Genomic DNA, 22,077 nt, shown 5'->3' with positions numbered 1-22,077 from the left:
CTTCTGATCGCGGCCCTGTCGACATTCGACACTCCACAGAACACCTAGAGCAGACCACGACTCCGGATTTAATGGTAGACATCCCGATCTCGCGCGTGTCGCGCGCCGAATATACCAATTCGTTTGCCACCGATATTCGGGGCTTGACTTAATAGCGAGACCATTTGACAGCTCGACACATACTGGTCATTCCCTGAATAGCTGCAAACAAGGCATTCGGTATGTGACGCGCCGCCAGTACGGCCGATGAGAATTCACTTTCGGCAACCATGCCGCGACTGCAACGTCACCTGGCCAGACACAGACAACACATGGCCCCGCCGACAAGGTCGGCGGGGCCATGTGTCAGGACTACGGTCAGTCTTCGTAGGCATCCAGCGGCGGGCACGAGCACACCAGATTGCGGTCACCGAACGCACCGTCGATGCGCCGCACAGAAGGCCAGACCTTCGGACGAGCATGGCCGATACCGCGCGGGTACACCGCGGTCTCCCGGCTGTACGGGTGGTTCCACTCGGCGACCAGGCTGGCCGCGGTGTGCGGCGCACCGCGCAGCGGGTTGTCGGTCACCGGCCACACCCCGGCCGCGACCTGGTCGATCTCACCACGGATGGCGATCATGGCGGCGATGAACTCGTCGATCTCCTCGAGGTTCTCGCTCTCGGTGGGTTCAACCATCAGGGTGCCCGCGACCGGGAAGCTCATGGTCGGCGCGTGGAAACCGTAGTCGGCCAGTCGCTTGGCCACATCGTCGACGGTGACGCCGGTCTGCTTGGTGATCTCCCGCAGATCCAGGATGCACTCGTGGGCGACCATGCCGTTCTCGCCGGTGTAGAGCACCGGGAAGTAGGCGTCGAGGCGGCGGGCGATGTAGTTGGCCGACGCGATCGCGGTCAGCGTCGCCGCGCGCAGGCCCTCGGCGCCCATCATCCGGATGTAGGCCCAGGTGATCGGCAGGATCGACGCGGAACCGTAGTTCGCCGCCGACACCGCGTGCGAACCGGCTTCGAGCGGGTCACCGGGCAGGTACTGCGCCAGGTGCGCACCCACCGCGACCGGGCCGACGCCGGGGCCGCCGCCGCCGTGCGGGATGCAGAAGGTCTTGTGCAGGTTCAGGTGGCTCACGTCGCCGCCGAACCGGCCCGGACGGGCAAGCCCGACAAGGGCATTGAGGTTGGCGCCGTCGACGTACACCTGGCCGCCGGCATCGTGCACGAGCGCGCACAACTCGGCGACCTCGTGCTCGTAGACGCCGTGGGTGGACGGGTAGGTGATCATGATGCAGGCCAGCCGATCGGCGTGGTCGGCGATCTTGGCACGCAGGTCGTCGAGGTCGACGTCACCGTTCGCGCGGCACTTGACCACCTCGACGCGCATGCCGACCATGGCCGCCGAGGCGGCGTTGGTACCGTGCGCGCTGGACGGGATGAGGCAGGTGTCGCGGTGGTCGTCACCGCGATCGAGGTGGTAGCGGCGGATCGCGAGCAAGCCCGCGTACTCGCCCTGGCTACCGGCATTGGGCTGCAGGCTCACCGCGTCGTAACCGGTGATCTCGGCCAGCCACCGCTCGAGGTCGGCGATCAGCTTGCGGATGCCGGGGGTGTCCTCGGTCGGCGCGAAGGGGTGCAGGCGGGCGAAGCCGGGCCAGGTGATGGGCTCCATCTCCGCGGTCGCGTTGAGCTTCATCGTGCACGAACCGAGCGGAATCATGCTGCGGTCCAGCGCGATGTCCTTGTCCGAGAGCGCGCGCAGGTAGCGCAACATGGCGGTCTCGGTGTGGTGGCGGGTGAACGCCGGGTGGGTCAGGTAGTCCGAGGTGCGGGTCTCGATCGCGGCGGGCTCGGCGCCCGCGCCCGCGTCGGGAGTCAGTGCGGTGCCGAAGGATTCGACGACGGCCGCGACATGCGCGTCGGTGGTGGCCTCGTCGCAGGCGATGGCGACGTGGTCGGCATCGACCAGGCGCAGGTTGATGCCCTTCGACTTCGCCTTGGCGACAACAGCTTCCGCGCCGCCGGGCACGTGGGCGAGCACGGTGTCGAAGAAGGCACCGTGCACCACGGCGCCACCGAGGCCGCTCGCGACGGCAGCGGCGTGCTGGTGCACCCGGCGCGCGATGGCGCGCAGGCCGTTGGCACCGTGGTAGCTCGCGTACATCGCGGCGACGATGGCCAGCAGCACTTGGGCAGTACAGATGTTCGAGGTGGCCTTCTCGCGGCGGATGTGCTGCTCACGGGTCTGCAGCGCCAGACGGTAGGCGGGCGCGCCGTCGGCATCGACGGACACGCCGACCAGGCGACCGGGCAACTGACGGGCGAAGGCCGTGCGCACGGCGAGGTAACCGGCATGCGGGCCACCGAAGCCCATCGGCACGCCGAAGCGCTGGGTGGTACCGAAGCACACGTCGGCACCCTGTTCACCGGGCGGGGTGCTCAGCGTCATCGCGAGCAGATCGGCACCGGCGGCGACCAGCGCGCCGCGCTCGTGGGCGGCGGTGAACAGCGAGGTCCAGTCGACGATGCGGCCCGACGCGCCCGGAGTCTGCACGATCACGCCGAAGAACTCGCCCTCCGGCAGCTCCCCGGTCGACAGGTCGGCCTCGATGATCTCGATGCTGAGCGGCTCGGCCCTGGTCCCGATGATGGTCTTGGTCTGCGGGAACAGGTCGGCGTCGATCAGCAGCCGGTTCGACTTGGACTTGCCCGCGCGGCGCAGCAGCGTCATCGCCTCGGCCGCGGCGGTGGCCTCGTCGAGCATGGAGGCGTTGGCGACGTCCATGCCGGTCAGATCCGACACCATGGTCTGGAAGTTGAGCAGCGCCTCGAGCCTGCCCTGGCTGATCTCGGGCTGGTACGGGGTGTAGGCGGTGTACCAGGCGGGGTTCTCGAGCAGATTGCGCACCAGCACCGGCGGGGTGAGGGTGTCGTAGTAGCCCAGACCGATCATCGAGGTGGCGACGGTGTTCGCCTGCGCCAGCGTGGCCAGTTCCTCGAGCACCTCGTGCTCGGAGGCGGGCGCGGGCAGCGCGCCGAGGCCGGATTCGTCGAGGATCGTGGCGGGCAGCGCCGTGGTCGCGAGTGCGTCGATGGACTCGACGCCGATGGTCGCGAGGATCCGGGCGAGTTCGTCGGAATCGGGTCCGATGTGGCGGTCGGCGAACGAACGGGTCACGGGCAGCTCCAGGTCGGGCGGGTCGACCTCGTGGTCGACGGGTACCAGCCCTCCCCCTCTGTCTGTGCGCCTGAGAGATTCGGAAACCCGGCCCCGAAGATCGGTGACCGTGCCCCTTTCCCCGTGGGCGGGCAGCCGGATGCCACCGCTTTCCAGAGGCGTCGAATCACCGTGCGGTCCCTGTTGCCTGAGAGATTGACGGGGAGGTGCTGCTCCTTCGGCGCCCCGATTCTCGCGAACCGAGGACTCTCCCGCACGGCGGCGACGCACCACTGATTCTAGATGCAGCAAACCCCCGGTCGCGCCACCAGGGGCACGCCGGGGGTGTAGCGCTGGTCACTAACCGGTCTTGCGGTTCTCTCTCACCTTGCGGCGGAAGGAGAGCTCGTCTTCGGGGCGGTCGGTGATGGCGGTGGCTCGTTCTGCCGGGAAGTCCGCGATCGCGCCGGTCAGCTCACGCATGGCGCCACCGACGGCGATGCCGAAGACGCCCTGCCCACCCTGCAGTAAATCGACTACCTCCTCGGGCGAGGTGCACTCGTATACCGAGGTTCCGTCGGAGAACAGAGTGATCCCGGCGAGATCGCCGACGCCACGACTGCGCAGGTGATCGACGGCGATCCGGATGTTCTGTAAAGAGATGCCCGCGTCCAGCAACCGCTTCACGATCTTGAGGACAAGGATGTCCTTGAACGAGTACAGCCGCTGGCTGCCCGATCCCGCCGCACCACGGATCGACGGCACGACCAGCCCGGTCCGGGCCCAGTAGTCGAGCTGACGGTAGGTGATACCGGCGACCTGACACGCGCTCGGCACCCGGTAGCCGACCAGATCGTCCGGAACCGAGTCGTCCGGGAACAAGCCAGGCTGTACGACATCCTGCGTTTGTTCTTCCACTGATCGCTCCTTCTGCCGACGTTCTCGGGTCGGAGTCACGACGGATGTTGCCCGACTTTCGAGGTTACTCCTGCCATTGTCGGACCTGCGGTGTTGTCACACCAAGCACCAAACGCCGCGATTCCCTGGACCTCTACTTCAGGTTTAGAAGATCGTGGTCAGCTGTCGGTCGCCTTGAAGTCGTCGGGCGAGACCGACTCCAGGAACTCCTTGAACTTCTCCACCTCGTCCTCGCGTTCGTCGGGCATCACCAAGCCCGCCTCGGCGAGCACCGGTTCTTCGGCGTAGATCGGGCACCCGACGCGCAAGGCGATCGCCACCGAGTCCGACGGCCGCGCCGAGACCCGCAGGTCGCCGTCGAAGACCAGATCCGCGTAGAAGGTGCCCTCCTGCAGATCCACGATCCGCACTTCCTTGAGTGTGTGTCCCAGCTCGGTGATCAGAATCTTGATCAGATCGTGAGTGAGCGGACGGATCGGCGTGACCCCCTCCTGCTCGAGCACGATCGCGGTGGCCTCGGCCTGCCCGATCCAGATCGGCAGATACCGCTCCCCCGAAGCCTCCCGCAGCAGCAGCACGGGCTGGTTCTGTGGCTGCTCGACACGGATGCCGATGACACGCATCTCGCTCATGAGTAAGTCCTGCCTCCCATACTCGGCCGCCGGCCGGCACGACAGCTGCACAGCTCGCCGTATCAACGAGTCTAGGCGAATTCTGGGGCGCGCAAGAAAGACGTTCGCGCCGAAATCGGTGTGTAGCCGGGGCGATACCTGATCACCAGGCCGGGTGTGTCAGCCGCCGAGGGCTGTGCGCACCGCGGCTTTGACCAATGCGGCGTGCAGGTTCAGCGACAGCGCCGCGAGTTCGCGCACGGTCTCCTCGGCGCGAGCGCGCGCATCGGCATCGCGACTCTTCGCGATGGGCGCGGCGATCTGTGCGATCAGCGCGGCCTCGCGGTCGGCGGCGAGTTTGAAGGCGCGCAGATGACGTGCCTCCAGGCCGAATTCGGCCATCGCCTTGGCCGCGTGTGCGAGCGTGACCGCATCGGACTCGAAGAATCCGCCCGCACCGGGGACGATGAGTCCCGCGCGCAGCAGATCGTCGAGGAAACGGTCGTCGATGTCGGCCTTGGCGAGCAGGTCGGACCTGGTGAGCCGCACGCCGACGTCGACACGTAATTCCTCGGGCGTGATCGCGCCCGTCACGATACCGAGGCGGCGCGGCGCGGCCGGGCTCTTCGCCTCGGCATCGGCCTCCGCGGAGCCGGACACACTGTGCCCGGCCTCCGCGGCGCCGTGGTGGGAGTGCGCGCGGGCGCGCGCTTCACGCACGCCCAACGTCGCCGCACCACTGTCGATCGCTTCCAACTGCTCCTTGATCACCTTCAACGGCAGGTACTGATCACGTTGCGCGGTCAGCACGAAACGCAGCCGTTCGTAGTCGGCCACCGAGAACCGCCGGTATCCCGACGGTGTCCGTTCCGGCCGGATCAGGCCCTCGGATTCGAGGAACCGGATCTTGGAGATGGTGATATCAGGAAAATCTGGTCGCAGCAGGTCGAGTACGGAGCCGATCGACATCCCTCCGCGCGCCCACTGCGCCGCCCCTGTCACAGCACTGTGCCCGTCACGGGCACCAGTACCGTTGGGGTCATCGCGACCCCGCGCCCGACGCCGACTCGTTCGCCTGCGTGCGCGGACCGGTCAGGAAGACCAGCCGGAACTTGCCGATCTGGACCTCGTCGCCGTTCTGCAGCTCCGAGGAGTCCACCGGCTCCCGGTTGACGTAGGTGCCGTTGAGGCTGCCCACATCGACGACCTGGAACGAGTCGTCGTCCTGACGGAACTCGGCATGCCGACGGCTGACGGTGACGTCATCCAGAAAAATGTCACTGTCGGGATGGCGGCCGGCCGAAGTGGTCGGCTGATCCAGCAGGAAACGCGAGCCCGCGTTCGGGCCACGCTTGACCACCAGGAGGGCCGCACCGGCCGGCAGGCCCTCGACGCCCTGAACCGGCTGTTCGCCGGTCGGCTCTGCGGAGCGCGACGCGTCGACCTCGTTGAGGAAGTCCGCGCGGAAGACCGACGTCGTCTCGGCCGCGGTTTCCCCGTAACCCGGGTCCCTGTTCTCGCTCACCGTTTCTCTCCTCCTCGAACCTGATTATCCATGCAAGCAGGTGCTGTATTCGGCGACACGACCGGCGCGATCACATCGCCAGGAAAAGATCCCGGCGTCGATTCCCCGACGTATCCGCTTGGCTTTGACCGTACCCTGCCGGGGCGTGCCCGTGCAGGGAGAACTGTGAAGGCTGAGTCAGCCCCCGATAACTCCTTGGTAACCCGCTGCATCCAGCAGTTCACCGAGGGCGGAATCGAGGGTTGCCTCGTCGTCGAACGCGAGCTCGAACAGCCATCCCTCGTTGTAGGGATCTTCGTTGAGCGTCTCCGGCGTCTGAACCAGATCCTCGTTCACCGCAACGACTTTGCCGGTGAGCGGAGCGTAGATGTCGGACACGCTCTTGGTCGACTCGACCTCGGCGATGCTGTCGCCGACGGTCACGTCTTTGTCGACGTCGGGCAGCTGGACGAACACGACGTCACCCAGCTGTGACTGGGCGTAATCGGTGATGCCGACACGGACCGCCGTGGGGCTGGTCCGCCGCACCCATTCGTGCTCTTCGGTGTAGCGCAGTTCCTCAGGGGTCCGGGTCACTGGACGTCCTTTCATCGTCGACGTTGCACGCAACAGTATCGACTAGCTCCCGCGGTGCGGCACAGGCGGTATCGATCGCGCGACCGCGACCGCGAGCCCCGCGTAGAGCAGCCCGGTCCAGACGTAGAGTGCCGTGCCCCAGATCAGCAGTGCCCAGCCGAAGGCCCACCCGAAACTCGCCCCCGCCCAGTCCATCTCCCCGGTCAAGATCCACGGCAGCGCCGACATCAGCGCGAAAGTGGCGGCTTTGCCCAGGTAGATCACTTCCGGCGCCGGTAGCTCGCGCCGCTTGTACACCGAAAGGGTCGCGGTGAGTACCAGATCGCGTGCGATCAAGATCACCGCCAGCCACCACGGCAGCAGGCCGCGCACGACGAAGGCCACCAGGGTCGTCACCAGATAGAGCCGATCGACGAGCGGGTCGAGCAGCGCTCCCAGCCGCGAGGACTGATCGAGCAATCGGGCGAGTTTGCCGTCGAGGAAATCGGTGAAGCCACTGGCGATCAGCAAGGCGAAGGCCCAGCCGTCGGCGTGGCGGACCAGGAGGAGCCAGAGGAAGACGGGGATGCCGATCAACCGCACCACGCTCAGCGCGTTGGGCACGGTCAGGATGCGGTCGCTGAACACGCCACCGGTTTCGGTGTCGTGCGTGCCCGGCGTTCCTGATTCGGTTGCCACGCCCCTGCTTACCGCACCGACCCCGTCCGGCGCCATCCGGCCACGCCGAAACGCCGTCAACTCCGCTGTGTACCGAGCGCCACCCTGCTCGGCGCGCGGCAACCGGCTAACCTCGGCAATCGTGTCCGACAGTGGTATTGATCTGCGTTCCTACGTCTCCGCCGAGGACGCCCGCGAACGTGGCCGGGCTGCCCGGCGGCGGGTGCCTGTCACCGAGCGTGACCGTGCCGCGGCGAGCCCCGATCGGCCGACGGTGCGCGAATTCATCGACATCAGCAACCGCGGCCGGATCGAACGTCTGATCCCGTTGCGGATCGGGCGGATGATCGCCTCACCGTTCACCTTCTTTCGCGGCGCCGCGGGCCTGATGGCCGCCGACCTCGCCGCCGGACCCGACAGTGGTCTGGCCGCCCAGATCTGTGGTGACGCCCACGCCGCCAACTTCGGCCTCTACGGCACCCAGCGCGGCGAGATCGTGATGGATATCAATGATTTCGACGAGACGGTCATGGGCCCGTGGGAGTGGGATCTGGAGCGTCTGGCGGCAAGCCTCGTGCTGGCGGGACGCGAGAGCGGCGTCGCCGAGGACGATTGCCTGCGCGCGGCACGCGATGCCGCCCGCTCCTACCGTCGTACCGTCGGCGAATTGGCCGACATGCCGTTCATGCAGTCCTGGACCGCGTTGCCCGACGAGTCGATCCTCACCAGCGCCAAAGCCGAAGACCTGCTCGACGACTTCAAGAAGGCCGCGAAGAAGGCGCGCAAGAACACCAGCGCCAAGGTGGTGGCGAAGTGGACCGAGCACCTCGACGACCACGAGACAGACATCCGCAAGCACCGTTTCGTCAGCGATCCGCCCGTGCTGACCGCGGTCGACACGCCGGTGTCGGAAGCCGTGATCGACGGCCTGGAACGCTACGCGGGCACCATCCGGGAGTCCCGGCGCAACCTCCTGGCCAGGTTCGCGGTCTCCGATGTCGCGTTCCGCATCGTCGGCACCGGCAGCGTCGGCCTGCACAGCTATGTGGCGCTGTTGCACGGCAACGACGGCGAGGCGGTGGTGTTGCAGGTCAAGCAGGCGCGCCCGTCGGCCCTCGCCCCGTTCCTGCCGCCCACCGAGCCCCGGCACGAGGGTGAACGGATCGTGGTCGGCGCGCGGACCGTGCAGTCCGAGACCGACATCCTGCTCGGTTGGACGACCGTCGAACTCGACGAGTCGCTGCCCTTCATCGTGCGTCAGTTCCGCAATCTCAAGGGCAGCATCGACCCGGCGGAACTGTCCGCCGACGATCTCGACGACTACGGCCGCCTCGCCGGCGCGCTGCTGGCCCGCGCGCATGCTCGCTCCCTCGACCCGCGCGCGCTGGCGGGATATCTGGAAACCGACGATGACGACGACGACCGGTTCGAGGACTCGGTGGCCCGCTTCGCGGTGCGCTACGCCGACCGCACCGAGGCCGATCACGCCGACCTCGTCGCGGCCGTGGACGCGGGTACGATCGCCGCCGAACAGGATTGATCGAGCTACGATGTACGCCAACGGTTCTCGGCACAACGAAGGGCGGTCTCCATGCTCGTGCGCGTGCAGAATGCGGCAGGCAGCGATGCCGAGGCGGCACTGATCGACTGGTTGCGCACGTGGAAGGACCCGGCGAGCCCGCACGGCGTCGCCACGATCAACTGCAGCCTGTTCCACCAGGATCGGCTGCATCAGTTCGACGCGGTGGTCTGGACTCCGACCAGTTGCGTGATCATCGAGGCGGAGACCTTCACCGCCCCGCAGGACGGCGTACTCGAGATCCCGCTCAACGGTCCGTGGATGGTCTCCGGCGAACTCGCCCAGTTCGCGGGCGCGGAGAAATCGACGCCGCTGGAACGTTCGCGTGATCACACCTTCGCCCTGCAGGACTATCTCGCCGCGCGCGGGCTCGGCCAGCGCGCGGTGCACGGTCTCGGCTTGATCGTGCCGATGCCCGGCGCCCAGATCGACGTGCACCAGGGCTGGAGCGACCCGAGCTTCGATGTGATCGTCACCGACGACCCGCATCGGCTCGAGATGTACTTCGAGTTGCTGGCCGAGAAGGAACACAACCTCTGGACGGCCAACGACGTCGCCATCGCGTTCCGTGGCCTCGGCATCCTGCCGTTCCTGCCCGCACCACAGGATCTGCTCAACGAGGGCTTCCTCGGCCCGATCGACGTGACGCTGTGGCACGGCGGGCCCACCCAGGCGGCCGCGGAGTCCTACGCCGAGCAACAGGCCGAGCTCGAACGCCAGGCGCAGTCCCGGGGGATGGTCGCACCGTGGTACAGCCCGTGGAAGCTGTATCCGCGGGTCGGCGGCGATCTCGATTTCGGCCGGGCATTCCTGCGGATCACCCTCGCTCTCGGCATGATCGTGGCCATCGTGTGGGTGCTGTGGTTCCTGGTCACGGCGGTACTCACCTACGGTCCGGCCTGAGCGGGGCCGGACGGCGGCTATCGTCGCGTTCGTGATCGACCGTGTCGGTAGTGCCTCCGCTGTGCGAGTGGCGGCGATCGGCGCCGGTGCCGTACTGACCGCGTCGGTCCCGTTGACGTTCCCCGCGGACGACGGCCCGAGCGAGCTGGATTCGGTGGCGTCGACCGACACCGTCTCCCCGGGCCTGGCGCACGTACTCGTCACGCCGAGTAACGCGCCGGTGGTCGTGGCGCTGCTCCTGGCCGCGTGTGCCTTTTTCGCGCTCCATCGGCAGTGGTGGCGGGCCGTGACCATGCTGGTGGTTCCCGAGGTCGCCTTGGCGGTCAACACCTGGTTGCTGAAACCACTGTGGGATCGCCGGCTCGACGACCATCTCGCCTACCCCAGCGGGCATACCGTCCACATGGTCGCTGTCGCAACGACTTTCGCGTGCCTGGTGACCGACCTCCGGATACGGATCGCGGTCGCGACGCTCACCGTGCTCGCCCTGATCGCGATCACCCCCGCGATGGCCGAGCTGGGCTACCACCACCCCACCGATGTCCTCGGTGGGGCGGCAGCGGCCGCCTCGATGGCGATCGGCCTGTGCTGGATCTCCGATGCCCTACACGCCCGGCGCGCCGGCTAGCGGCGATCGAAAACGCTGGCGTCGTGCAGCATTTCGGCGCGCAGCATCGTCTCGGGCACACCCATCGCCTCCACCAGGGTCAGCGCGTCCGGACGCAGGCGGTCGACGAGTTCGTTCACCCCGCGCCGCACCGCCTTGGCCCGCTCCACCGACATGAACCGGTGCATGATGTACCAGGCCAGGTTCTCCTCCAGCGAGGCGTAGACGAAGAGGTCACAGACGGTTTCGGCCAGCGCCTTGGCATCGGGGTCCTCGATGGTGGCGATGCCGTCGACGAACTCCTCGAGCACCAGCCGGTCGATGTGCGCGGCGCCGGCGGCCAGGATGTGGTCCTGGGCATTGTTGAACGCCTCGAACGGGCCGGTGTCGGCGGCGCGGGCGCGCAGCCGGTGCGCGGCGGTACGCAACAGGTAGTCCTCGCGGTCGGCGAACAGCTGCAGCTGGACGTCGCGTTTGGACAGGTCGCCTTCGTCGACGGACTCGTCGTTGCGGTCGCGCAGGGTCTGGATCAGCTGACGCACGCCGGAGCGTTTGCGCACCACGTCACCGGCCATGGTGGCGGCGAAGCGCACCCAGCCGAGTGCGTCGAGGTCGCGGACCTCGTCGGAGTAGGCCGTGAGCAGTTCCTTCGCCACGAGCTGGGTCAACACGACGTTGTCGCCCTCGAAGGTGGTGAACACATCGGTGTCGGCCTTCAGCGTGACCAGGCGGTTCTCGGTGAGATATCCCGCGCCGCCGCAGGCTTCGCGACATTCCTGAATGGCCCTGGTGGCGTGGCGGGTCTGAGCCACCTTCAGACCGGCGGCACGCTTCTCCAGCGCCCGCTGTGAGCTCGGTTCGGTGTTCTCCCCGCGCTGGATCTCGTCCATCCGGCGCACCAGGTCGTTCTGGGCGAAGGCCAGCGCGAACGACTTCGCGACCAGCGGCAGCAGCCTGCGCTGATGGCTGCGGTAGTCCATCAGCAGGGTCTCTTCACCGGTATCGGGGTCGGCGAACTGGCGGCGCGCCAGCGCGTAGCGGACGGCGATACTCAGTGCCACCCGCGCGCCGGCCGCGGCCGCGCCGCCGACACTGACCCGGCCACGCACCAGCGTGCCGAGGGTGGTGAAGAAGCGGCGGCTCGGGTTCTCGATCTCCGAGCTGTAGGTGCCGTCCGGAGACACGTCGGCGTAGCGATTGAGCAGGTTCTCGCGGGGGATCCGCACCTGGTCGAAGACGATCCGGCCGTTGTCGACACCGGGCAGGCCGCCCTTGAGCCCGTCGTCGTAGGTGGTCACGCCGGGCAGGTCCGCGCCGAGGTCGTCACGGATCGGCACCAGCAGACAGTGCACCCCTTTGCTCTCGCCGCCGACGATCAGCTGGGCGAACACCGCGGCCATCCGCGCGTGCACCGCGGCGCCACCGATGTAGTCCTTGCGCGCCGACGGGGTCGGGGTGTTGATGATGAATTCCTGGGTGGCCGGGTCATAGGTGGCCGTGGTCTCCAGATCGGCGACATCGCTGCCGTGGCCCGACTCGGTCATCGCGAAACAGCCGAGCAGATCGAGCGAGATCAGGCGCTTGATGAAGTCACGGTGACGTTCGGTGCCCAGGTTCTCCACCGCGCCACCGAACAGTCCCCACTGCACGCCGGATTTCACCCACAACGACAGGTCGGTGTAGGCGAGCATCTCCAGCCCGATGACCGCGCCGCCGGGATCACCGGTGCCGCCGTTCTCGGGCCGGAAACCGCGTTCGGGGTAGCCCATGGTCGCGATGACCCGCATCTGGTCGAGCACGCGCGCTCTCGCCGCGTGGATGTCGAGTTCGGGATCGTCGGTGAATTCCGCACCGGCGAGCTGGGTGCGCGCCTGCTCCCTGACCGTGCGCCACGGTCCGTCCAGCGCTGCGCGGAGATGTTCTGCCGTCGTCGATGTGCCGGTAGCCATGGCTTCGACATTAGCCCGCACACGATGGGTCCCCCAGGCCCGAAACTCGGATCGGGCGAAAGTCTTGCCAACGGATTGAACACACGTTTAACATATTGAACATGCGTTCAGCCGATCTCACCACCGCCGCCAGGATTCGCGATGCCGCGATCGAATTGTTCGGTGAGCAGGGGTTCGGCGTCGGCGTACGGGCCATCGCCGCCGCGGCCGGGGTGTCACCCGGGCTGGTGAACCATCACTTCGGCTCCAAGGACGGCCTGCGCGCGGTCTGCGACGATCGTGTGCTCGAGATCATCCGCGACGAGAAGCTGCGCGCGATCCAGGCGCCCGGTCCCGCGGGGATCTTGAACGCGATGGCCGAACTCGAGATGTACGCACCTCTGGTGGCCTACATGCTGCGCAGCTTCCAGGCAGGCGGCCCGCTGTCGGAGTCCTTGCTCGAACACATGATCTCCGACGCAGAGCAGTACATGCAGACCGCTGTCGACGAGGGCAAGGCCAAACCGAGTCGCGACCACGCGGCACGCGCTCGCTACATCGTGCTCTGCCATGTCGGCGCGATGAACCTCTACCTCCAGATGCGCCTGCAGCGCGAAGGAAAACTCGATTACCGCAAGGCGATTCGTGAGCTGTCCGACGAGATCACCTTCCCGGCGCTCGAGCTCTACACCCAAGGATTACTCACCGATTCCACCATGCTCGACACCCTTTTCGAGGAGTAGACGATGCCCTCCCCCACCACCGACCGGGTCATCGATGTCGCGGACCTGCGAAAGACGTTCGGCCGCTTCACCGCGCTCGACGGACTCGACCTACACGTCAGCACCGGCGAGATCCACGGTTTCCTCGGTCCCAACGGCGCAGGCAAGTCCACCACCATCCGCATCCTGCTCGGAGTACTGCGCGCGACCGGTGGCGAAGCCGCGGTCTTCGGCCGCGACCCCTGGACCGATGCCGTCGACCTGCATCGCCGGATCGCCTATGTCCCCGGCGATGTCACGCTGTGGCCGTCGCTGTCGGGCGGTGAGACGATCGACCTGCTCGCCCGCATGCGCGGGGGGTTGGACCAGGCACGACGCGGCGAGCTGATCGAACGCTTCGAACTCGACCCCACCAAGAAGGCGCGTACCTATTCCAAGGGCAACCGGCAGAAAGTCGCACTGGTGTCGGCGTTTTCGGCGAACGCGGATCTGCTGATCCTCGACGAGCCGACCTCGGGTCTGGACCCGTTGATGGAGCAAGTCTTCCAGGACTGTGTGCGCGATGCCGCCGCCCGTGGCGCGACAGTGCTGCTGTCGAGCCACATCCTGTCCGAGGTCGAGCACCTGTGCGACCGGGTCACCATCATCCGCGCCGGCCGCACCGTCGAATCCGGTTCGCTCAACGATCTGCGCCATCTGAGCCGCACTGCCATCACCGCCGACCTGATCGGCGATCCCGGCGATCTGAGCACGATGCCCGGGGTCGGCGATGTCGAACGAGACGGTTCGACCCTGCGCTGCCAGGTCGATGCCGACCACCTCGGTGCGCTGATCCGGGTACTCGGCGACGCGGGGGTCCGCAGCCTGACCAGCGCGCCACCGACGCTCGAGGATCTGTTCCTTCGCCACTACCACGTCGACGGTGCCGAGACCGCGGAGAAGGTGCGGGCATGACTGCGACAGCCGCTCTCCCTCGTTTCACCGGAACTGCCCGCACCGCAGGCGAATTCGCCGGCACCGGTCAGATGCTGCGCCTGTATCTGCGCCGCGACCGGGTGGTCGCGCCGCTGTGGTCGCTGCTGATCGGGCTGATGCCCGCGCTGCAGATCGTGTCGATCAAGGACATCTACACCACCGGAGAACAACTCGACCACTTCGCGGCGACCACGGCGGCCAGCCCCGCGCTGATCGCCATGTACGGACCCGTTTTCAGCTCGGCACTCGGTTCCATCGGCACCTGGAAGGCCGGGGCGATGTACGCGATGATCGCGATCGCCGCGGTGCTCACGGTCATCCGCCACACCAGAGTCGAGGAGGAGACCGGGCGTGCGGAACTGGTCGGCGCCACCAGCATCGGCCGCTTCGCCGGTCTCACCGGAGCACTGCTGCTCGCCTACGGGGCTTCGGCGGTTGCCGGAATCGCCTGTACCGCTTCACTGATGGCCACCGATCTACCCGTCGCAGGGTCGGTCGCCTTCGGCGCCGCACTCGCCGGCTCCGGCGTGGTCTGGGGTGCGGTGGCCGCCGTCGCCGCGCAGGTCAGCACCGGCGCGCGGCTCGCCCGCGGCATCGCGCTGGGCGCACTGGGTGCGGCGTTCGCGGTGCGTGCGGTCGGCGACGCGGGAAACGGTGTGCTGTCCTGGTTTTCGCCGCTGGGATGGTGCCTGCAGATCCGCCCGTTCGCCGACGAACGCTGGTGGGTGCTCGTGCCGATGGCCGCCCTCGCCACCGGCGCGACCCTGCTCGCCTATCGGTTGCTGCGGACTCGCGACATCGGCGCGGGACTGCTGGCCGACCGACCCGGACCGGCCGTCGCGGGCACCGCGCTGTCGGGTCCGGTGGGTCTGGCCTGGCGACTGCAGCGAGGTTCGCTGCTCGCCTGGACGACCGGTTTCGCCCTCTACGGTCTGCTCATCGGCGGTGCGGTCGACAGCATCGGCGGCATGCTCGACGACAGCGGCACCCTGCAGGATGTGGTCACCTCGATGGGCGGGTCGGCCGATCTGGAGAAGTCGTTCATCGCCTACGCGGTCACCATGCTGGCCGCCGCGGCCGCCGCCTACTCCGTGTCGGCTGTGCTGCGATTGCACGAGGAGGAGAACTCAGGGCGTGCGGAGACGGTCCTGGCCGCCGCGGTGAGCCGCGTGCGCTACGCGTCGAGCCACCTGCTGTTCGCCATCGGCGGACCCGCTGTGGCACTGCTGACCGCGGGCTCGGCGATCGGCATCGTCTGGGGCGCGACAGACGGCGACCTTCCCGGCAAGGTCGGCGAATCCCTGGGCGCGGTCGCGGTGCAACTGCCCGCGGTCTGGGTGGTCACCGCCATCGCGATGCTGCTGTTCGGCGCACTGCCCAAGTACGCGGCACTCGCGTGGGGCGTGCTGAGCGCGATGATCGTGATCTTCGTGCTGGGCTCGCTGGGCAGCTTCTCGCAGTGGATCCTCGATCTGGTGCCCTTCGTCCACCCGCCGAAGCTGCCGGGTGCGGCGTTCGACATCGTGCCGATCGCCTACCTGCTCGCCCTGGCGGGGGCGGGAATCGTGGTGGGGCTCATGGCCTTGCGCCGACGCGACCTGCGCTGACCCCGAGCGTGCGTTCCGCGTCACCGAGCCGGGGTGGTGAGTCGACTCGCCACCCCGGTTTCAATACGCGCCGTCGCCGCGGGTGACCGCCCCGACAGTGCGCGCGATCAACGCCAGATCCAGCACCATCGACCAGTTCTCGACATAGGACAGGTCGAGGCGCACCGAGTCCTCCGGCGACAGATCGGACCGTCCGCTGACCTGCCACAACCCGGTGACGCCCGGCTTCACCAGCAGCCGCCGTCGCATCTCCCCGTCGTAGCTGTCGACCTCACGTTGCACCTGCGGCCGTGGCCCGACGACGCTCATGTCGCCGCGCAGCACGTTGAAGAACTGGGGCAGCTCGTCGAGGCTGTACTTGCGCAGGAAACGGCCGACGGCGGTCACTCGCGGATCGTCTTTGACCTTGAAGAACAACGGATTTCCACCGTGGTGCTCGATGAGCGCCTCCACCGTGTTGTCGGCGTCGACGAGCATGCTGCGGAACTTGATCATCCGGAACGGAATACCGTCGCGCCCGATCCGCTCCGACAGGTAGAACACCGGCCCCGCGCTCGTCATCTTCACCGCGATCGCGATGGCGGCCAGCATCGGCGCGACGAGCACCAGCACGGTCGCGGCGAAACACACATCGAACAGCGCTTTACGGCTCGACTTCGCTCGTCCGTAGCGCGGCGGGTCGATGTGCAGCATCGGCATCCCCGCGACGAGGCGGTTGGTCAGCCGCGCCCCCGCGATGTCGGCAATGCCGGGTGCGACGATCAGATCGACGCCGAGGGGATCCAATGCCCATGCCATCCGCCGCAACTCGGCGGGTCCGAGATGATCGGTTGCGGCCACGGCCACGGAGTCGGCGCCACTGCGGCGCACCGCCTCCAGCACCGAGCGATCGTCGCCGAGCACCGACGGCCCGTCGGACGTATCGAACTGCGGGCCCACCGATCCCGCGGGCACGCAGACACCGACCACGCGATAGCCGGAGCCGGGATCACCGGTGAACGCCGTCGCCATCGCCTGCGCGGCCTCCGGCGAACCCACGACCAGCACCGCGATATGGCACCGCCCTTGCGCGCGCCACCGCCGCAACCGCCACCGCCACGCCAACCGCCCGGCCACCAGCGCGAACAGCCCGGCGGGCAACGCGATGGCGAGATAGCCGCGCGCGACCTCCACCCGGAACAGCAGCGCGAGGATCGCCAGCACACCGAACAGCCGCAGGGTCGCCGACACCAGCCTGCGGAACTCCTCGGTCCCGGTCCCGACCACCTGTGGGGTGCGGCTGCCGTAGCCGTGCAGCAACGCCAGCCACCCGGCGGCCAGAGCCAGCGACACCACGGAGTAGCCGACCTCGTAGGGCAGTGGCCAGGCCAGCGGCGGGGCGGCGGGCCCGCCGAAGCGGATGACCTGTGCCGCCGCGACCGCACCGAACACCGCGATCACGTCGGTCACCGCCAACCGCTGAACCAGTGCGCTCTGCCAACTCTCGCGCTGGGTACGGCGCAGCACCTGGACGCCGTTGACAACATCGACGTCGCCACTACCGGTGAGCTCGTAGCTCATGAACCCACACCTCCCCTTCGGGCGACGAATCGTTTCCCGATCCCCGTCGACCGGAATGCGGCCGTTGCGGCCGTCCTACTTCCCGTCGATTCGATACCCGCTCGTTGATTGTTACAGACCACCAGCGGGGGTTCTTTCCGAAGACTCACCGCCACAAGGGATTCCAGTAGTTAGCCACTTCACAGCGCAATCGGACAGCTATCACCGAGCCGCTATTGCCTTTCGATATGAATGCAGGACAATCACTTTCACAAGTGATCGCCATCACAAACAGAGGAGGAATGGTCGCCCTCGCCGACAGTTAGCCGGTGCCGGATCGACCTGGTATTACTCCGAAAATTACCATGAATGTGTTTCCGCCCGAACGTTTCAGGGCACCCTTTCTGCCCGCCGCTGTAACGTCTGTGCCCACTGATCCGACTTCCGGCATGACCGGCAAGAGCCGCGACAGCTCGGGTGAACAGGTATGAAGGTGGGGGCTCCACGTGCAATGTCGACTCTGTGACTCCGAACGGCTCACGAGCGTGCTCGACCTGGGCGCCACCCCACCGTGCGAGAGCTTTCTGTCCGCCACCGATCTCGACCGGCCCGAATCGACGTATCCGCTGCACCTGCGGTTGTGTGAGGACTGCCTGCTGTTACAGATCCCGGCGCTGATCACGCCCGAGGACACCTTCACCGAGTACGCGTACTTCTCCTCGTTCTCCGACAGCTGGGTCCGTCACGCCGAGCAGTTCGTCACCACGACCGCCGAACGACTCGGCCTCGGCGCCGATTCGTTCGTCGTCGAGGTGGCGAGCAACGACGGCTACCTGCTGCGACACGCGGTCGCGCGCGGCATCCGCTGTCTGGGCATCGAGCCCTCGGTCAATGTCGGACTCGCGGCCCGCGAGGTCGGCGTACCGACGGACACCGCGTTCCTGCACCAGGATTCGGCCGCGCGGATCCGCGCCGAGCACGGACCGGCAGACCTGGTGGTCGCCAACAACGTCTACGCCCACGTACCCGACCTGCGCGGGTTCACCCACGCACTGCGCACCCTGCTCAGCGACGACGGCTGGTGCAGCATCGAAGTGCACCACGCGCTGAACCTGGTCCAGCTCGGCCAGTTCGACACCATCTACCACGAGCACTTCCAGTACTACACCGTCCATTCGGCGCAGCGCGCGCTGGCGATCGCCGGCCTGACCGTCGTCGATGTGGAACTGCTGGACACCCACGGTGGCTCGCTCCGGCTGTGGGCACGCCCCGACGCCGTCGCCGAACCCACCGCCCGCGTCGCCGAGGTCCTCGACCTCGAGCGTGCGGCGGGGCTGCACGAACCCGCCGGCTACGCCGCGCTCGGTGCCCGTGCCGAATCGGTTCGCCACGAGCTGCTGCGTTTCCTGCTCGACTGCCGCGCCGCGGGCAAGCGGGTGGTCGGCTACGGCGCACCGGGCAAGGGCAACACGCTGCTCAACTACTGCGGCATCCGGCCCGACCTGCTCGAATACACCGTGGACCGCAACCCCTACAAGCACGGCCGCTACACCCCCGGCACCCGGATTCCGATCCATCCGCCGGAACGCATCGACGCGGACAAGCCCGATGTGGTGCTGGTCCTGCCGTGGAATCTCGAAACCGAGATCACCGCTCAACTCAGCCACGTCGGCGAATGGGGTGGCGAACTGATCTACCCTCTGCCGGTGCTGCATCGCGCCGCCACGACGGGCGAACCGGTCGCGGTCGGCGCACTCCCGGAATGAAGGTGAACGAACCGATGAAGGTCGTATTGTTCTGTGGCGGATACGGCATGCGCATGCGCGGCGGATCCGACGACGTCGTCCCCAAGCCGATGCAGCTGGTCGGGCCGCGCCCGTTGCTGTGGCACGTGATGCGCTACTACGCGCACTACGGACACACAGAGTTCGTGCTGTGTCTCGGTTACGGCGCCGAGCACATCAAGAACTTCTTCCTCACCTACCAGGAGTCGGCGTCCAACGACTTCGTGATCCGCAACGGTGAAGTGGAGCTGCTGGGCAGCGACATCAGCGACTGGACGATCACCTTCGTCGACACCGGCGTCGAATCCGCGATCGGGGAGCGACTGCGCCGCGTGCGCGAGCACCTCGACGGCGACGAGTATTTCCTGGCCAACTACGCCGACGTCCTCACCGACGCACCGCTGGACACCATGATCGAGCGTTTCCATGCCTCGGGTGCGGCCGCGTCGATGATGGTGGTGCCGCCGCAGTCCTCGTTCCACTGTGTGGACATCTCGCCGACCGGTGAAGTGAAGGACATCGTGCCGGTGGCGCAGATGCCGCTGTGGGAGAACGGCGGATATTTCGTGCTCAGCCAGGAGATCTTCGATCTGCTGCCCCCCGGTGGCGATCTGGTGGCCGACGCGTGCGGCGCGCTCGCCGGGCAGGGCAGGCTCTTCGGATATCAGCACATGGGTTTCTGGAAGCCGGCCGACACCTTCAAGGAGCGCGCCGAACTCGACGACGCCTACCGCAACGGCACCCGGCCGTGGATGGTGTGGGACCGGCCGTGATCGGGCTGTTCACCACCCCGCCGCGCCGGATCGCGGTGCTCGGCGCGCACTGCGACGACATCGCGATCGGGATGGGGGCAACGCTTCTCGCGCTCACCGGCGCCGATCCCGAGGTCGAGGTGCGCGCGCTTGTTCTCTCCGGTGGCGGCACCGCACGTGAGGACGAGGAGCGGGCGGCGCTCACCGCGTTCTGCTCGGGCAACAAGCCGGAACTGCGCGTCCTCGATGTGCCCGACGGCCGCGCGCCCGCGCACTGGGATCGGATCAAGGACGCGCTGGCGGTCTTTCGTCGTGGCGGTGAACCCGAGGTGGTGTTCGCGCCGCATCGTGGCGACGCCCACCAGGACCATCGGCTGCTCGCCGAACTGGTGCCCACCGAGTTCCGTGACCACCTGACCCTGGGTTACGAAATCCTCAAGTGGGAGACCGACACTCCGGCTCCCACCCTCTACCACCCACTGAGTCACGCACTCGCGCAGCAGAAGTCGCGTCTGCTGCACGAACACTATCCGTCGCAGACGGGCCGCGACTGGTTCGACGAACAGGCCTTCCTCGGGCTGGCCCGGATGCGTGGGGTGCAGTGCCACGCACCGTATGCCGAGGCGTTCGTGCTCGACAAAGCGATCATCAGATGGGAACAGACGTGAACATGCGGGTACTGGTCACCGGGCACCAGGGCTATCTCGGCACCGTGATGGTGCCCGTGCTGCGGGCGGCGGGCCACCGGGTCACCGGCCTGGACATCGGCTACTTCGCCGACTGCCTGCTCGGCGAATTCGCCGGTGACCCCGACGGTCTGGCCGTGGACCTGCGCGAGGTGACCGTCGAGCAGCTGCGCGGTTTCGACGCGGTGATCCACCTCGCGGCGTTGTCGAACGATCCCCTCGGCGCTCTGGCGCCGGAGATCACCTACGACATCAACCATCACGCGTCGGTGCGACTGGCCCGCCTCGCCAAGGAGGCCGGGGTGTCGAGGTTCCTCTACGCGTCCACCTGCTCGGTCTACGGCGCCGCCGGTGCCGACCTCGTCACCGAGGACGCCCCGCTGCGCCCGATCACCCCCTACGCCGAGAGCAAAGTCCGCGTCGAAGACGATGTGGCCGCGCTGGCCGACGACAACTTCGTTCCGGTATTCCTGCGCAACGCCACCGCTTTCGGCTTCTCGCCGCGGTTGCGGGCCGACATCGTGCTCAACAATCTGGTCGGCTACGCGGTGCTCACCGGCGAGGTGAAGGTGCTCTCCGACGGCACTCCGTGGCGGCCCCTGGTGCACGCCGCCGACATCGCCGCCGCCTTCGCCACCTGCCTGACCGCGCCCGCCGCCGACATCTCGTGCCGGGCGTTCAACATCGGCACCGAGGTCAACAACCTCACCGTCGCCGAGATCGCCGCCTCGGTGGTCGAGGCGGTCCCCGGATCCCGGCTGCTGATCACCGGCGAGAACGGCGCCGACCCACGGTCCTACCGGGTCGACTTCTCCTACGCGCGTGAGGTTCTCGGCTTCGAGGCGCAGTGGACGGTCCCCGCGGGCGCGGCCGAGCTCTTCACCGAGTACACCGCGCGCGGACTCACCGCCGACGCGTTCTTCCGCCGGTTCACCCGGCTGCCGCACCTGCAGGGGCTGTGCGACTCCGGGGTGCTCGACGTACAGCTGCGTCGGATCAGTGCGTCGGCGTCAGCGTAGCCAGCAGCGCGGCCCAGGTCCCGGCCCGCGCGTCACGCGCGGAGACCGGGCCGACGGGCAGCGGCCACTCGATGGCCAGTTCGGAGTCGTCGAAGGCGACCCCGAGGTCCTCTTCGGGATCGTGCGGACGGTCGATGCGGTAGCAGACGTCGGCGATCTCGGTGAGTGCCTGGAACCCGTGCAGGAAACCCGGCGGCACATAGAGGTGGTGGAACTGCTCGTCGTCGAGCCGAAACGCTTGGCGCGCACCGAAAGTCGGCGAACCTGGTCGAATGTCGACGAGCACGTCGTGCACGGCGCCGTGCGCGCACCGCACCAGCTTGGCCTCACCGCGACCGCCGCGCCCGTGCATGCCACGGATCACCCCGCGCACCGACCGCGACTGCGAATCCTGCACGAAGGCCGCCGCCGCACCCGCTACCCCGAGATGGGCGTCGAACTCGCCCGCGTCGAAGGTACGGGTGAACAACCCCCGCTCGTCCCGGAACGGTTCGGGAACGAGTACCACTACGTCGGCCAATTCGGTCCGCTCGATACGCACG

At 67.6% G+C, this 22,077-nt stretch carries 20 protein-coding genes and 1 riboswitch; of the genes, 10 read left to right on the top strand and 10 right to left on the bottom strand.

The window, feature by feature from the left end; translation table 11 throughout:
• Positions 1 to 357: 357 nt before the first annotated feature.
• The 7 genes from gcvP to ACFTS5_RS15300 all read right to left on the bottom strand — a co-directional run bounded on the left by gcvP (position 358) and on the right by ACFTS5_RS15300 (position 7,455).
• Complete coding sequence (gene gcvP / locus ACFTS5_RS15330) at positions 358 to 3,168, bottom strand: aminomethyl-transferring glycine dehydrogenase (RefSeq protein WP_378631213.1); 2,811 nt, start codon at positions 3,166 to 3,168, stop codon at positions 358 to 360.
• A gap of 164 nt (positions 3,169 to 3,332) precedes the next feature.
• Positions 3,333 to 3,432, bottom strand: a riboswitch (glycine riboswitch).
• Positions 3,433 to 3,507: 75 nt separating this feature from the next.
• Entirely contained in the window at positions 3,508 to 4,065 is a 558-nt protein-coding gene (locus tag ACFTS5_RS15325; protein WP_131816826.1) for a MerR family transcriptional regulator, read from the bottom strand.
• Between the two features lie 158 nt (positions 4,066 to 4,223).
• Positions 4,224 to 4,697, bottom strand: coding sequence for a bifunctional nuclease family protein (locus tag ACFTS5_RS15320; protein WP_067446263.1), 474 nt, complete (start codon positions 4,695 to 4,697; stop codon positions 4,224 to 4,226).
• Between the two features lie 159 nt (positions 4,698 to 4,856).
• Positions 4,857 to 5,645: a MerR family transcriptional regulator gene (locus tag ACFTS5_RS15315; RefSeq protein WP_378631212.1), complete on the bottom strand. Its 789-nt coding sequence runs from the start codon at positions 5,643 to 5,645 to the stop codon at positions 4,857 to 4,859.
• Positions 5,646 to 5,715: 70 nt separating this feature from the next.
• On the bottom strand, positions 5,716 to 6,201 hold the full coding sequence (locus ACFTS5_RS15310; protein WP_101462719.1) for an FHA domain-containing protein: 486 nt from the start codon (positions 6,199 to 6,201) through the stop codon (positions 5,716 to 5,718).
• Positions 6,202 to 6,378: 177 nt separating this feature from the next.
• Entirely contained in the window at positions 6,379 to 6,792 is a 414-nt protein-coding gene (gene gcvH, locus ACFTS5_RS15305; protein ID WP_378631210.1) for a glycine cleavage system protein GcvH, read from the bottom strand.
• A gap of 27 nt (positions 6,793 to 6,819) precedes the next feature.
• The gene (locus ACFTS5_RS15300) at positions 6,820 to 7,455 is read right to left on the bottom strand and encodes a CDP-alcohol phosphatidyltransferase family protein (protein ID WP_378631208.1); all 636 of its coding nucleotides are present in this window, start codon (positions 7,453 to 7,455) and stop codon (positions 6,820 to 6,822) included.
• Between the two features lie 121 nt (positions 7,456 to 7,576).
• Here ACFTS5_RS15300 and ACFTS5_RS15295 point away from each other — a divergent pair, with 121 nt between their 5' ends.
• The 3 genes from ACFTS5_RS15295 to ACFTS5_RS15285 all read left to right on the top strand — a co-directional run bounded on the left by ACFTS5_RS15295 (position 7,577) and on the right by ACFTS5_RS15285 (position 10,544).
• A complete protein-coding gene (locus ACFTS5_RS15295) occupies positions 7,577 to 8,974 on the top strand; it encodes a DUF2252 domain-containing protein (RefSeq protein ID WP_378631207.1) in 1,398 nt (465 codons plus the stop codon).
• A 63-nt stretch (positions 8,975 to 9,037) separates the two neighbouring features.
• Positions 9,038 to 9,916 (top strand): nuclease-related domain-containing protein, encoded by an 879-nt coding sequence (locus ACFTS5_RS15290; RefSeq protein ID WP_378631205.1) that lies wholly within the window; start codon positions 9,038 to 9,040, stop codon positions 9,914 to 9,916.
• Between the two features lie 31 nt (positions 9,917 to 9,947).
• Positions 9,948 to 10,544, top strand: coding sequence for a phosphatase PAP2 family protein (locus ACFTS5_RS15285; protein ID WP_378631204.1), 597 nt, complete (start codon positions 9,948 to 9,950; stop codon positions 10,542 to 10,544).
• Here the strand turns inward: ACFTS5_RS15285 and ACFTS5_RS15280 are convergent.
• Positions 10,541 to 12,472, bottom strand: coding sequence for an acyl-CoA dehydrogenase (locus ACFTS5_RS15280; RefSeq protein ID WP_378631202.1), 1,932 nt, complete (start codon positions 12,470 to 12,472; stop codon positions 10,541 to 10,543). The genes ACFTS5_RS15285 and ACFTS5_RS15280 overlap by 4 nt on opposite strands.
• Positions 12,473 to 12,573: 101 nt before the next feature.
• Here ACFTS5_RS15280 and ACFTS5_RS15275 point away from each other — a divergent pair, with 101 nt between their 5' ends.
• From ACFTS5_RS15275 to ACFTS5_RS15265, 3 genes are read left to right on the top strand one after another with little or no spacing between them, the layout of a single operon-like run.
• Positions 12,574 to 13,194: a TetR family transcriptional regulator gene (locus tag ACFTS5_RS15275; RefSeq protein WP_378631201.1), complete on the top strand. Its 621-nt coding sequence runs from the start codon at positions 12,574 to 12,576 to the stop codon at positions 13,192 to 13,194.
• 3 nt (positions 13,195 to 13,197) lie between these two features.
• Complete coding sequence (locus tag ACFTS5_RS15270) at positions 13,198 to 14,127, top strand: ATP-binding cassette domain-containing protein (RefSeq protein ID WP_378631199.1); 930 nt, start codon at positions 13,198 to 13,200, stop codon at positions 14,125 to 14,127.
• The gene (locus tag ACFTS5_RS15265; protein WP_378631198.1) at positions 14,124 to 15,755 is read left to right on the top strand and encodes an ABC transporter permease; all 1,632 of its coding nucleotides are present in this window, start codon (positions 14,124 to 14,126) and stop codon (positions 15,753 to 15,755) included. Before ACFTS5_RS15270 ends, ACFTS5_RS15265 begins: the two co-directional genes overlap by 4 nt.
• A 60-nt stretch (positions 15,756 to 15,815) precedes the next feature.
• On the opposite strand, the gene ACFTS5_RS15260 is transcribed toward ACFTS5_RS15265, so the two are convergent.
• Positions 15,816 to 17,315: a sugar transferase gene (locus tag ACFTS5_RS15260; RefSeq protein WP_378631196.1), complete on the bottom strand. Its 1,500-nt coding sequence runs from the start codon at positions 17,313 to 17,315 to the stop codon at positions 15,816 to 15,818.
• Between the two features lie 485 nt (positions 17,316 to 17,800).
• On the opposite strand from ACFTS5_RS15260, the gene ACFTS5_RS15255 reads away from it, so the two are divergent.
• The 4 genes from ACFTS5_RS15255 to ACFTS5_RS15240 are packed head-to-tail and all read left to right on the top strand — an operon-like array spanning position 17,801 to position 21,535.
• Positions 17,801 to 19,060: a methyltransferase domain-containing protein gene (locus ACFTS5_RS15255; RefSeq protein WP_378631195.1), complete on the top strand. Its 1,260-nt coding sequence runs from the start codon at positions 17,801 to 17,803 to the stop codon at positions 19,058 to 19,060.
• A gap of 14 nt (positions 19,061 to 19,074) precedes the next feature.
• A complete protein-coding gene (locus ACFTS5_RS15250; protein WP_378631193.1) occupies positions 19,075 to 19,851 on the top strand; it encodes a glucose-1-phosphate cytidylyltransferase in 777 nt (258 codons plus the stop codon).
• Entirely contained in the window at positions 19,836 to 20,498 is a 663-nt protein-coding gene (locus tag ACFTS5_RS15245) for a PIG-L deacetylase family protein (RefSeq protein ID WP_378631464.1), read from the top strand. The genes ACFTS5_RS15250 and ACFTS5_RS15245 overlap by 16 nt, the downstream gene beginning before the upstream one ends.
• A 2-nt stretch (positions 20,499 to 20,500) precedes the next feature.
• Entirely contained in the window at positions 20,501 to 21,535 is a 1,035-nt protein-coding gene (locus tag ACFTS5_RS15240; protein ID WP_378631462.1) for an NAD-dependent epimerase/dehydratase family protein, read from the top strand.
• Here ACFTS5_RS15240 and rfbC read toward each other — a convergent pair.
• Positions 21,513 to 22,076 (bottom strand): dTDP-4-dehydrorhamnose 3,5-epimerase, encoded by a 564-nt coding sequence (rfbC, locus tag ACFTS5_RS15235; protein ID WP_378631191.1) that lies wholly within the window; start codon positions 22,074 to 22,076, stop codon positions 21,513 to 21,515. The genes ACFTS5_RS15240 and rfbC overlap by 23 nt on opposite strands.
• Between the last annotated feature and the right edge of the window lies 1 nt (position 22,077).

Source organism: Nocardia sp. NPDC056952 (assembly GCF_042674185.1).
Taxonomy (GTDB): Bacteria; Actinomycetota; Actinomycetes; order Mycobacteriales; family Mycobacteriaceae; genus Nocardia.
Note: the sequence above shows the minus strand (reverse complement) of the source record. Positions and strands in the feature narration are given on the sequence as shown.